The organism is Burkholderia sp. HMSC10F09 (genome assembly GCF_001806955.1).
In the GTDB taxonomy this organism is placed as follows: Bacteria; Pseudomonadota; Gammaproteobacteria; order Burkholderiales; family Burkholderiaceae; genus Burkholderia; species Burkholderia multivorans.
Map to the genome: position 1 here is coordinate 1 of NZ_KV786677.1, position 12,505 is coordinate 12,505.

The 12,505-nt window shown below is 69.0% G+C and carries 10 protein-coding genes; 2 read left to right on the forward strand and 8 right to left on the reverse strand.

Features of this window, described 5'->3' with window-relative positions; translation table 11 throughout:
• Positions 1–47: 47 nt before the first annotated feature.
• The 3 genes from HMPREF3115_RS12030 to HMPREF3115_RS12040 all read right to left on the reverse strand — a co-directional run bounded on the left by HMPREF3115_RS12030 (position 48) and on the right by HMPREF3115_RS12040 (position 5,362).
• Entirely contained in the window at positions 48–1,277 is a 1,230-nt protein-coding gene (locus HMPREF3115_RS12030; RefSeq protein ID WP_006403628.1) for an efflux RND transporter periplasmic adaptor subunit, read from the reverse strand.
• Between the two features lie 27 nt (positions 1,278–1,304).
• On the reverse strand, positions 1,305–4,472 hold the full coding sequence (locus HMPREF3115_RS12035) for an efflux RND transporter permease subunit (RefSeq protein ID WP_070554529.1): 3,168 nt from the start codon (positions 4,470–4,472) through the stop codon (positions 1,305–1,307).
• A 146-nt stretch (positions 4,473–4,618) separates the two neighbouring features.
• Positions 4,619–5,362 carry a Crp/Fnr family transcriptional regulator gene (locus HMPREF3115_RS12040; protein ID WP_053298585.1) on the reverse strand — a complete coding sequence of 248 codons (744 nt, stop codon included), beginning with the start codon at positions 5,360–5,362 and terminating at the stop codon, positions 4,619–4,621.
• Positions 5,363–5,537: 175 nt separating this feature from the next.
• On the opposite strand from HMPREF3115_RS12040, the gene HMPREF3115_RS12045 reads away from it, so the two are divergent.
• On the forward strand, positions 5,538–7,190 hold the full coding sequence (locus HMPREF3115_RS12045) for an acyl-CoA synthetase (protein ID WP_070554531.1): 1,653 nt from the start codon (positions 5,538–5,540) through the stop codon (positions 7,188–7,190).
• Positions 7,191–7,212: 22 nt separating this feature from the next.
• On the opposite strand, the gene HMPREF3115_RS12050 is transcribed toward HMPREF3115_RS12045, so the two are convergent.
• From HMPREF3115_RS12050 to HMPREF3115_RS12060, 3 genes are all read right to left on the reverse strand, one after another.
• Positions 7,213–9,192, reverse strand: coding sequence for a methyl-accepting chemotaxis protein (locus tag HMPREF3115_RS12050; protein WP_070554532.1), 1,980 nt, complete (start codon positions 9,190–9,192; stop codon positions 7,213–7,215).
• 151 nt (positions 9,193–9,343) lie between these two features.
• Positions 9,344–9,775 (reverse strand): YqaA family protein, encoded by a 432-nt coding sequence (locus tag HMPREF3115_RS12055; RefSeq protein ID WP_006409178.1) that lies wholly within the window; start codon positions 9,773–9,775, stop codon positions 9,344–9,346.
• A 71-nt stretch (positions 9,776–9,846) separates the two neighbouring features.
• Entirely contained in the window at positions 9,847–10,491 is a 645-nt protein-coding gene (locus HMPREF3115_RS12060; RefSeq protein WP_070554534.1) for a LysE family translocator, read from the reverse strand.
• Between the two features lie 279 nt (positions 10,492–10,770).
• On the opposite strand from HMPREF3115_RS12060, the gene HMPREF3115_RS12065 reads away from it, so the two are divergent.
• Positions 10,771–11,253, forward strand: a complete 483-nt coding sequence (locus tag HMPREF3115_RS12065) for an Lrp/AsnC family transcriptional regulator (protein ID WP_070554538.1) — start codon at positions 10,771–10,773, stop codon at positions 11,251–11,253.
• A 72-nt stretch (positions 11,254–11,325) separates the two neighbouring features.
• On the opposite strand, the gene HMPREF3115_RS31585 is transcribed toward HMPREF3115_RS12065, so the two are convergent.
• Together HMPREF3115_RS31585 and HMPREF3115_RS12070 are read right to left on the reverse strand one after the other, a co-directional pair.
• Positions 11,326–11,469, reverse strand: a complete 144-nt coding sequence (locus HMPREF3115_RS31585) for a hypothetical protein (protein WP_162097061.1) — start codon at positions 11,467–11,469, stop codon at positions 11,326–11,328.
• Between the two features lie 248 nt (positions 11,470–11,717).
• A partial coding sequence (locus tag HMPREF3115_RS12070; protein ID WP_141751671.1) for an IclR family transcriptional regulator occupies positions 11,718–12,505 on the reverse strand: 788 nt, incomplete at its 5' end.

Below are 12,505 nucleotides of genomic sequence, written 5' to 3' on the forward strand. Positions count from 1 at the left end.
CGCCGCGATCGCGCAGGCGGCGACGGCACGGCGCGGGCCGGTCGCGATCACGATCCGGCTCCTGCGGCGGCCGACGCCGGTTGCGCGGTCGGCGTCGACACGACGACCGTATCGCCGTTCGCGAGCGCGTCGCCCGGGTTCGCGACGAGGCGGTCGTCCGGCGTGAGCGCGCCGTCCACTTCGAGCGTCTGGCCGATCGTGCGCACGACCGTCACGGGCTTCAGATGCACGCGGCCGTTCGCGTCGACGCTCGCGACCGTCGGCCCTTCCGCGCGGAACAGCAGCGTGCTGGCCGGAATCTGCAGGCGGCCGACCGGCGTCATCGGCAGCGTGGCCTGCACGTAGGCGCCGGGCAGCAGCCGCTCGTCCAAGTTCGGCAGCGTGATCTCGACCTGCAGCGAGCGCGTCGCGACGTCGATCGCCTGCGCGGTGCGCGTGATCGTGCCGTCGAACGTGCGCCCCGGCAGCTCGGCCTGCGACACGCTCACGTGCTGGCCGACCTTCACCTGCTGCGCGTACGCCTGCGGCACCTGCACGTACAGGCGCAGCCGGTCGGCCTGCACGACCGTAAACAGCGCGCGCCCGGCGTTGCCGGAGCTGACGAGATCGCCGACGTCGACGTTGCGCTGCGTGACGACGCCGTCGATCGGCGCGACGATGCGCTGGAAGCCCTTCAGCTCGGTGAGCCGGCGCACGTTCGCGTCGGCCGCCGCGAGATTCGCGGTGCCTTGATTGAACGCGCCCTGACGGTCGTCGAGTTCCTGCTGCGACACCGCATCGCGTTCGCGCAACTGCTGCGCGCGCTCGAACGACGTCTTTGCGAGCGCGAGCGCCGCCTGTGCCTGCCGCCGTTGCGCGCCGGCCTGCGCGAGTTCCTGATCGAGCTCCGGCGTATCGAGTTCGGCGAGCAGCTGCCCTTGCTTCACGTGCGTGCCGATGTCGGCGTGCCAGCGCAGCACGTAGCCGCTCGCGCGCGCGTAGATCGGCGCCTCGACGTAGCCGCGCAGCGTGCCGGGCAGCGTCAGGCGGCCGCCGCTTGCCGCATCGACAGGATGCACGACGGTCACGTATTGCCGCGTGTTCTGCTCGGCGACGGCGTCGAGCCGGCCGCGGTTCAGCACGTTGACGACGATCGTGCGCGCGGCGCCCGCGGCGAGCAGCACGCCGATCACGATCAGCACGATCCGCGCGCGTCGCGACACGGCCGTGCGGGACGGCAGGTGCATCCCGTGGTCGTCCACCTGGATGCCGACGCTGCTGTGATGTTTCTCTTCCATGAATTCAACCGGTCAGGATGCGAGAGGTTAGGGTGCCGGGCGGCGTTCGCGCCGGCGCGCGAGCCGCGCATGCACGCCGCCGAACACGAGCGGCACGAACAGCAGCGTCGATACGGTCGCGAACAGCAGTCCGCCGATCACCGCGCGGCCGAGCGGCGCGTTCTGTTCCGCGCCTTCGCCGAGCCCGAGCGCCATCGGCACCATTCCGATGATCATGGCGAGCGCGGTCATCAGTACGGGGCGGATCCGCGTCGCGCCGGCCTCGAGCGCTGCCGCCAGCGGCGGTGCGCCGGCCGCGAGCCGCTGCCGCGCGAACGACACGACCAGAATGCTGTTGGCCGTGGCGACGCCGACCGTCATGATCGCGCCCGTCAGCGCAGGCACGCTCAGGTGCGTGCCGGTGATGAACAGCATCCACGCGATGCCCGCGAGCGCGGCCGGCATCGCGCTGACGATGATCAGCGGGTCGAGCCACGACTGGAAATTGACGACGATCAGCAGATAGACGAGCACGATCGCCATCGCGACGCCGGCGCCGAGCCCGAGATACGAGCTGCGCATCGTCTCGATCTGGCCGCGCATCGTCAGGTCCGTGCCGCGCGGCAGCGTCGCGCGCGCGTCCGACACGATGCGCGCGATGTCGCTCGCGACCGAACCGAGATCGCGGCCTTCGACGCTCACGTACAGATCGATCGCCGGCCGGATGTTGTAGTGCGTGACGATGGCCGGCCGAGCTTCCGCGCGCATCCGCACGAGGTTGCCGAGCAGTTGCGCAGGCGTGCCCGTACGGCCGTTCGCGGCGACCGGCGTGCCGAGCAGGTCGTCGACCGACGCGATGTCGTATTGCGGGGTCTGGATCGACAGCGGGTACTGCACGCCCGTTCTCGGATTGATCCAGAACGACGGCGTGGTCTGCGAACTGCCGGACAGCGAGATCAGCATGTTCTGCGCGACGTTCTGCGCGGACAGGTTCAGCTGCTGCATGCGCGTACGATCCATGTCGGCCAGCAGGGTCGGCTCGTCATTGCGCTGGAGCACGTGCACGTCGACGGCGCCGGGAATGCGCCTGACCTCTTTCATCAGGCGGCTCGCGATGGTCATGTTACTCGCGAGATCGTTGCCGAGCACCTGCACGTCGATCGCGGCCGGCTGACCGAAGTTCAGGATCTGCGTGATGATGTCCGACGGCTGGAAGAAGAATTCGACGCCCGGAAAGCGCGCCGGCAGCGCCGCGCGCAGCGCGCGCACGTACTCCTGCGTCGAGCGGTGGCCGGGCTTCAGCGCGATCAGGATCTCGCCGTCGAGCGAGCCGATCGTGCCGGCGTTGCTGTACGACAGATTGATGCCGCTCACCGGCAGCCCGAGGTTGTCGACGATCGCGCCGAGCTCGTCGGGCGGCACGATGTCGCGCACGGCACGCTCGACGCGATCCGCGAGGCGCGCGGTCTCCTCGATCCGGTAGCCGGTCGGGGCGCGCATATGCAGGCGGATGTTGCCGGAATCCGCATTCGGGAAGAAATCGCGGCCGAGCATGAACACGAGGCCCGTCGACAGCAGGCAGAAGCCGAGAAAGCAGGTCGCGTAGAAGCGCCGGCGCACCAGCAGCATGCTGAGCAGCACGATGTACCACGCGCGCAGCCGCTCGAACGCCGCGTTGAACGCGCGATGCAGCCGCGCGAAGCGGCCCGTCGCGCGCTCGGTGCCGACGCTCGCCTGCTGCGGCCGGAACAGCAGCATCGCGAGCGTCGGCACGAGCGTGCGCGACAGCACGTAAGACGCGAGCATCGCGAACACGACGGCCTCGGCGAGCGGCACGAACAGGTAGCGCGCGACGCCCGTCAGGAAGAACATCGGCACGAACACGATGCAGATGCAGAGCGTCGACACGAACGCGGGCACCGCGATCTCGCCCGCGCCTTCGAGGATCGCGTCGTGCAGATCGGTGCCGAGATGCAGATGGCGCTCGATGTTCTCGATCGTCACCGTCGCATCGTCGACGAGAATCCCGACCGCGAGCGCAAGCCCGCCGAGCGTCATGATGTTGATCGTCTCGCCGAGCGCGGACAGCACGATCAGCGACGTGAAGATCGACAGCGGAATCGAGATCGCGATGATCAGCGTGCTGCGCCAGTTGCCGAGAAACAGCAGGATCATCATCGCGGTCAGCACGGCCGCGATCAGCGCCTCGTGGATCACGCCCTGCACGGCGGCGTTCACGAACACCGACTGGTCGAACAGCGGCGTGATCGTCAGCCCTTCGGGCAGCGTCGGCTCGACGCGCGGCAGCAGCGCCTTCAGGTCGGAGACGACTTTCAGCGTCGAGGCGTCGCCGCTCTTCTGGATCGATACCAGCACGCCGCGCTGGCCGTTCTGCCGGACGACGTTGGTCTGCGGCGAGAACCCGTCGCGCACCGACGCGACTTCGCCGAGATAGGTCGTCGCGCCGTTCACGGTCTGGATCGGCAGGTGCGTGATGTCGGCGATCGTGTCGGCCGACGCGTTCGTGTCGATCCGGTATTCGGTCGGGCCCATCTTCGCGGTGCCGGTCGGCAGCGTCAGGTTCTGGGCGTTCACGGCATTGACGACGTCGGCCGGCGTCAGGCCCTTCGCGCGCAGCGCCTGCGGATCGATGTCGATCGCGACGACGCGCGTGCGGCCGCCGTACGGAAACGGAATCTGCGCGCCCGGAATCGTGATCAGCTGCGGGCGCAGGAAATTCAGCGCGATGTCGCCGAGCGACTGCTCGCTGAGCGTCTTGCTCGACAGCCCGAGCTGGATCACCGGAATGCTCGACGCGGAATACGTGATCACGAGCGGCGGCGTCGCGCCCTGCGGCATTTGCCGGACGATCGCCTGCGCCGACGCGACCGTCTGCGCAATCGCGGTCTGCACGTTGGCGCCGGGCTGCAGGAACACCTTGACGACCGCGATGCCCGGCAGCGACGTCGACTCGATGTGCTGGATGTTGTTGACGGTCGTCGTCAGCGAGCGTTCGTGCACGGACGTGATGCGGTCGCTCATCTCCTTCGCGGAGAAGCCGTTGTACGACCAGATCACGCTGACCACCGGAATGTTGATCGACGGCAGCACGTCGACGGGCGTGCGCATCAGCGCAAGCGGCGTGGCCAGCACGATCATGATGGCCATCACGATGAACGTGTACGGGCGCCTGAGCGCGAGATTGACGATCCACATGGAGGGGAGGCGGGCAGGCGGCGGTCAGGCGGCGATGACGGGAACCCGAATGATAGGGGCGCACGCGCGACGGTTTGCTGGCGCGAAACTGGCGCAGCCGTCAGTTTCGCGCGCGATGCGCCGGCCGGCGTCGATCGCTTGCACGGTCAGATCTGTTCGAGCCCGACACGCGCGAGCGCGGCCGGATCGACGACGTCGATCTGGTTGTACGCGAGCCGCAGCACGCCGCGTCGTTCGAGCTGCTGCAGCGCCTGGTTGATCCGCTGCCGCGACACGCCGACGAGCATCCCGAGCTCCTCTTGCGAGATCGCGAGCGAGCGGCCGGTGTCGGGATACAGATCGGGGTTGAACAGCTGCGCGAGCGCTTGCGCGACGCGCGCGTCGACGTCGAGCAGCCGGCTGTTCTGGATCGACGCGATGAACTCGCCCATCCGGTTGTTCAGCTGATGAATCACGAAGCGCGTAAACGGCAGGCTGCTGTCGAGCAGCGCGTGGAACGTGTCGGCCGGCACGAACAGCACGGTCGAGCGCTGGATCGCGACGACTTCGTACTTGCGCGGCTCGCGCTTGATCACGCTGCCTTCGCCGAACCAGCCGCCGGACGGCACGCCGGAAAACGTGCAGCCGCGCCCCGACGCGTTGAAGATCGCGAGCTTCAGCAGCCCGCGGTGTACGCCGATCCAGTATTCGGACGGCGCGAGCCGCTGCGCGATCACGCTGCCCGCGTCGTGACGCTCGGCGCGCGACTGCGCGAGCACGCGCGCCTGATCGGCCGGCGCGAGCGCACGAAACCATGCGCAGGCGCCGAACAGCGCCGACAGCGGCGGCAGCGGGCCCGTTTCCGCGGGGAGGTCCGCGGTGCGGAGGCAGGCGTCGGATGCGTCGTGCATGAATGCGGGTTTGCGAGGATAGGGATAACGCGAGGCGCCTGGTCGGCACTCTGTCGTTTCGATGACAGACGGCTCACAATAGCGCCCGTTAGGCTGTCGGCAATTGAACCACATCAAAACGATCCGGGGGGCAGGCCGTTGGCAGGCCGTTCGGATCGACACGGGAGACAGGATCATGACGCAGATGTTCGAGGCCGGGCTCGGCCGCCGCGAGGCGAACTACGTACCGCTGACGCCGATCGATTTTCTGGTGCGCTCGGCCGAAGTCTATGGCGATCGCGTCGCGATCGTGCACGGCGACGTGCGGCGCACCTGGGCCGAAACCTATGCCCGCGCGCGGCGCCTCGCGAGCGCGCTTGCGGCGGCGGGCGTCGGGCGCGGCGAGACGGTCGCCGCGCTGCTGCCGAACATTCCCGCGATGGTCGAAGCGCACTTCGGCGTGCCGATGGCGGGCGCGGTGCTCAATACGATCAACACGCGGCTCGACGCCGCGTCGGTGCTGTTCATGCTGCGTCACGGCGAAGCGAAGGTGCTGATCGTCGATACCGAATATGCGGACATCGCGCAGCGCGCCGCGCTCGAATTGCCGGCGCTGAAGATCGTCAGCGTCGCCGACGCGATGCCGGCCGACCCCGCGCGCTTCGCGCGCGCGATCGACTACGAAGCGTTCGTTGCCGCCGGCGATCCCGACTACGCATGGACGCCGCCCGCCGACGAGTGGGAAGCGATCGCGCTGAACTACACGTCGGGCACGACGGGCGATCCGAAGGGCGTCGTCTATCACCACCGCGGCGCGTATCTCGCGGCGATCAGCAACATCCTCGAATGGGACATGCCGAAGCACGCGGTGTATCTGTGGACGCTGCCGATGTTCCACTGCAACGGCTGGTGCTTTCCGTGGGCGGTCGCCGCGCGCGCGGGCGTGAACGTCTGCCTGCGCAAGTTCGACGCGAAGACGGTGTTCGACCTGATTCGCCGCGAGCGCGTCACGCATTACTGCGGCGCGCCGATCGTGCAGAGCGCGATCGCCAACGCGCCGGCCGAGCTGCGCGAGGGCATCGACCATACCGTGCACGCGATGGTAGCCGGCGCGGCGCCCGCGCCGGCCGTGATCGCGAAGATGAAGGAGATCGGCTTCGATCTGCTGCATGTGTACGGACTGACCGAGGTGTACGGCCCGGCCACCGTGTGCGCGAAGCAGGCGCACTGGGACGCGCTGTCCGACGACGAGCGCGCGCGGCTGAATGCGCGGCAGGGCGTGCGCTATCACCTCGAAGCGGGCGCGACGGTGCTCGATCCCGACACGATGGCGCCGGTGCCGGCCGACGGCGAGACGCTCGGCGAAATCATGTTCCGCGGCAACATCTGCATGAAGGGCTACCTGAAAAACGAGAAGGCGACCGACGAAGCGTTCCACGGCGGCTGGTTCCATACCGGCGATCTCGGCGTGCTGACGCCGGACGGCTATATCCGCATCAAAGATCGCCGCAAGGACATCATCATCTCGGGCGGCGAGAACATTTCCAGCATCGAGGTCGAGGATGCGCTGTACCGGCATCCGGCCGTCGCGGTCGCGGCGGTGGTCGCGATGCCGGACCCGAAGTGGGGCGAGGTGCCGTGCGCATTCGTCGAGCTGCGCGACGGCGCGAGCGCGACCGAGGAGGAGATCGTCGCGCACTGCCGTCAGCTGCTCGCCGGCTTCAAGGTGCCGAAGGCCGTGCGGTTCGGCGAACTGCCGAAGACCTCGACCGGGAAGATCCAGAAGTTTCAGCTGCGCCATGCGGTCGGTTCGGCCGGCGCGATCGATCTGGCCGGCGACAAGAAATAGGCGCGCAGCCGCGCGGCGCTGCTCACGCGTCCTGCGCGAGGCGGAACACGCTGACCGCATCGGACAGCTGCGCGGCCTGGTCGCGCAGCGCGATGGCCGCGCGCTCCGCATCGGAGATCAGCGTCGCATTCTGCTGCGTCGCTTCGCCGATCTGCGCGACCGCGACGTTGACCTGCTCGATGCCGGTCGATTGCTCGCGCGACGCGGCGCTGATCTCGCCGATCAGCGTGCGGACCTGATCGACGCGCGCGACGATGTCGCGCATCGTGCCGCGTGCGGCTTCGGCGATCCGATAGCCGTGTTCGACGGTCGTCGACGATTCGGCGCTCAGCGCGTCGATTTCCTTGACGGCCGCCGCGCTGCGCTGCGCGAGCGCACGCACCTCGGCCGCGACGACCGCAAAGCCCTTGCCGTGCTCGCCCGCGCGTGCCGCTTCGACGGCGGCGTTCAGCGCGAGGATGTTGGTCTGGAACGCGATGCCTTCGATCGCGCTCGTGATTTCGGCGATCCGGCGCGTCGTGCGGCCGATCTCGTCCATCGTCGCGACGACGCGCTGCACGGCCTCGTCGCCGCTCGTCGCGGCGACGGCGGCGTCCGCGACGAGCGTGTTCGCCTGCGCCGCGTGCTCGGCGTTCTGCTGCACGGCCGCCGTGATCTGCTCCATGCTGGCGGCCGTCTGCTCGACGCTGCTCGCCTGCGTCGCGATTCGCGCGGCGATGTCGCCGCTGCCGGCCGCGATGCCGACCGTGCCGCGCGCGATGTCGGCCGAGCCGCTGCGCACTTGCGCGACGATCTGCGCGAGCCCGTCGCCAATCCCGTCGACCGCCTGCACGAGCCGGCCGATCTCGTCGTGGCCGATGGCGCCGTGCGCGGCGCCGTCGCGGATCCGCACGCTGAGATCGCCGGCCGCGTAGCGCTCCGACGCGCGTGCCGCCGCATCGAGCGGCCGGCTCACGACGCGGCGCACGACGAACGCGAACAGCACGGCGAACGCGACGACGAGCACCGCGCCGATCAGCAGGAAGCGGTTGCGCGTCGCGCGCATGTCGGCGAGCAGTTCGTCGTCGAGCGCGACGCCGCCGACGAGCCACTGCCACTGCGGAATCGTCGTAAACGACACGAATTTGTCGGTCGGCCCCACGTCGTGCGCGGCCGGATCGGTCGACGTGTACGCGAGACGGCCTTCGCCGGCCGCGAGCATCTGCGTGTAGGGCGCGCGGGCGTCGTCGGCGCGCTTGCCGGCCGCGTCGGGGTGAACGACGAACGTGCCGCGCGATGCGCCGTGCGAGGCGTCGAGCACGAAGTAGTAGCCGTTGTTGCCGATCTTCAGCGCGCGGATGCCGTCGCGGACGAGCTGCAGCTCGGCGCCGACGTCGATGCCGACGAACAGCGCGCCGATCACGCGGCCCGTCGCGTCGGTCACCGGCTTGTACTGCGTGATGTACGGGCGGCCGAACAGGTTCGCGAGGCCCGTGTAGGTGCGCCCGGCGACGAGCGGCGCATACGCGGGGCCTGCGCGGTCGAGCCGCGTGCCGATCGCGCGCGTGCCGTCCTGCTTCTTCAGCGACGTCGTCACGCGGACGAAGTCGTCGCCGTCGCGCGCGAAGATCGTCGCGATCGCGCCGCTTTTCTTCAGGAACGCATCCGGAATCGTGTAGTCGAGGTCGAGCACCTGGCCGCCTGCGGACAAGGTCGGCGCGGCCACGCCGCCGATGTCGACGGTGCGCGTCGGATCGAGTGCGAAATCGGGCGGCAGGAAACTCTCGAATAGCGACATCGCACGCGTCGCTTCGGCCGACAGCGCATTGTCGAACAGCCCGACCATCGCGCGGATCGACTGCTCCTTGTCGGCGATGCGCGCGTGCGCTTCTTCGGCGAGCTGCCGGCCTGCGAAGTGGGCGAGCGCCCATGCGAAAACGGTGAACAGCAGCGCGACCAGCACGCACGCCAGCGTGGCAAGGCGAGTGCCGACGCTCACCCGGCCCAATTGAATTGTTCTCATACGGCATCCTGAGTGGGGAGGGAGAGGGGCGGAACGCACGCGTCACCGCTCGTCGCCGTTTCAACGGCAAGTTCGGCGGATTCTTTAGCGGGGGCCGCGCGCGTGCGCGGATGCAAGGAGGATCGGCGGGCGCAGCGACGGCCGGCTGCACTCAGTGCAGCACGAGCCACGCGATCGCGAGATACCGCCCGACCTTCGCGATCGTCACGATCGCGAGGAAGCTCGGCAGCGGCTCGCGCAGTACGCCGGCGATCATCGTCAGCGGGTCGCCGATCACCGGCGCCCAGCTGAGCAGCAGCGACCAGCGGCCGTAGCGCGCATACCAGCGCTCGGCGCGCGCGAGCGCCGATGCCTTGACGGGAAACCAGCGGCGCTCGCGGAACCGTTCGATGCCGCGGCCGAGCGTCCAGTTGATCGTCGAGCCCGCGACGTTGCCGACGCTCGCGACGAGCACCAGCGCCCACACGGGTTCGCGCCCGGCGAGGAGCAGGCCGGCGAGGACGGCTTCGGATTGCAGCGGGAACAGCGTCGCGGCGAGCATCGATACGGCGAACAGGCCGCCGTAGGTGAGCAGTTCGGGCATCGCGCGATTGTACCGGGCGCGCTGCCGGCGGCGCGGACCGTGTCTTCGAACGGCGACGCGCGATCGCGCGCTCAGTTCCAGCCGGCCATGATCGCGCCCATGCCGACGAGCAGCCCGCCCGTCACGCGGTTCATCGCACGCATCCGCGCGGGCCGCTGCAAGGTGCGGCTGAGCCGGTGCGAGAACAGCGCCATCGACGCGACGCCGCCCGCGAACAGCAGCGCGAACGTCGTCGCGAGCAGCAGGTACTGGGCGTTGAGGCTCCAGCCGGCGTCGGGGTGGATGAATTGCGGAAAGAACGACGGGAAGAACAGCAGCGTCTTCGGATTGAGTCCGGACGTCGCGACGCCGCGCCAGAACAGCGCGCGGTCGGTGCCGGGCGGCGCGGCGTCGGCCGCGGCGGTCGCATTGGCGGCGGACGCGGTCGCCGGCGTGCGGCTCAGCCATTGCTTCGCGCCGAGCCAGACGAGATAGGCGGCGCCGGCCCAGCGCAGCACGGCGAGCGCGCGCTCGTCGAGATGGACGAGCGAGTTCAGGCACAGCGCGGTGAGTGCCAGTTGCAGCAGCACGGCGAGCGTGCCGCCCCAGACGCACGGCAGCGCGCGACGCCAGCCCGCGCGCAGCGCCTGGTTCATCGTGAGCAGGTTGACGGGGCCGGGGGCGTAGACGAGAACGACGGAAGCAGCGACGAACGACAGGTAAAGCTGGAACGACATGACAGGAAGCGCAGGAACGGGACGGGCGCCGCGCGACCGATCGGATGGATGGGCGCGCGGCGGGCATTCGCACGCCTGCGTGACCGGCGCCGCAACTCGTGATCGCGGCCGCGCGTTCCGCGCGAAAGGGTCGTCGCGGGGAACGTGCCGGGCAACAGGCATGGAGAAAATGTATCAGTCGCGCCGGTTAAAAGGCTTCCTGTTTTCCAGCAAAACGACACCGAAACCGGAAGGTCGTTCAGATAGAATCGGGATTTTCAGTAGAAGATTCTTTTGATCATGGCTACACGCGAACGCTCGCCGAAAACGCTCGACAGTCAGGACCGCAAGATCTTGAGCGCGCTGCAGAAGAACACGCGGCTCTCGAACGCGGAACTCGCGGAACAGATCGGCATGTCGACGACCGCATGCTGGAACCGCACGCGGCAACTCGAACTCGACGGCTATATCGACGGTTATGTCGCGCTCGTGAACCAGCGGATGCTCGGCTACGCGGACATCGTGATTCTGGAGGTCACGCTCGACCGGCACGAGGACGACGCGCTCGCGCGCTTCGGCGCCGAGCTCGCGGCGCTGCCGGAGGTGCTCGAGGCGTATCTGGTGTCGGGCGAATACGACTACTGGATCAAGGTCGCGGTGGACGGCACCGCCGGCTACGAGCGGTTCCTGCGCGAAAAGCTCTACCGGATATCGAGCATCCGGCACAGCCGCTCGATGTTCGCGCTGCGTTGCATGAAGGACGTGCCGTCGATCCAGGTCTGAGCGTAGCCGCGCGCGACGGCGCGGCGAGCGCGAAAAGGCCGGCAAGCGGGCCGCCGGCCGGGCCGTGGCCGCTCAGCGCGGCAGGCGCGCGTGCGCTTGGGCGATGACTTCGCAGTTTTCGAGGTGCAGGGCCCAAGCTTCGGCAAGCAGCGCGCCCAGACGCGACAGCCAGCCAGTCGATTCGGTGGAACGGTCGGAGACGTTAGTCGTTTGCATCACGAAGCCTCATTGAGGTGGTGAGTTAGGGAATACCCTAATGATAGAGAAAACTCACCGCCTTGTGAAATGCGATTTCGTTATATGAGAATTTCTAACGATTTGTGTTGCTGCTTCGCAACATGAACGGACGTCGCCCGGATGGCGCCGTGCCATGCGGGCGCAGGGGTCTGCCGCGGCGGGCGCGCTGCCTGCGCGCGGCGGTGTACGTCGATCGAAAGAGATAGGAGAAGCGCGGCGCCGCGGCCTTACGCGCCGATCCAGCCGAAGCGCCACGACAGCCGTCGCGTCGCCGCCAGCAGCGTCTGCGCGAGCGCGCTGTCCGGCCCGCGCGGGAAGCCGTGCGACGACCCGATGATCGCGATCACGAGCCGGATGCTGCCCGTGTGATCGAATACCGGCGCGGCGACCGTCGCGATGCCTGGCACCGGCGCATCGAACGCGAAGTCGACGCGGGCCGCGCGAATCGCCGCAAGCCGCTCGCGGAATGCCGCGTCGGGCGGCGTCGCGCGGCCGGCCAGCCGTACCGGCTCGTTCGCGAGCAGGCCGTCGAGCACGTCGTCGGACATGCCGGCCGCGAAGCTGCGGCCGATCGCCGTATGGACCAGCGACATCACGGTGCCGACCTGCAGGCTCACATGCTGCGGCCGCGCCGATTCCTCGAGCCGGATCACGGTCGGGCCGAGCGGCCCGAGCGTCGCGGACGCGACGCTCAGGTCGGTCGCCGCCGCGAGCGCGACGATTTCGGCTTCCGCGTCGCGCGTCGGCGATACGCGCTGCATCGCGATCAGGCCGAGCGCCTGCGCGAGCGGGCCGCCGTCGAAGCAGCCGGCCTCGTCGCGGCTCAGCAGGCCGATCTTCTGCAGGCTGACCAGATGCGGGAATGCCTTCGCGGCCGGCATCGCGGCGGCGGCCGCGAGATCGCGCAGCGGCAGCGCGCGGCCTGCCGACACGAGCGCGAGCAGCAGTTCGCCCGTGCTGTCGAGCGCGTTGATCCCGCGCTGCGCCTTCGCATCGTCGGCGAGCGCGGGCGGCA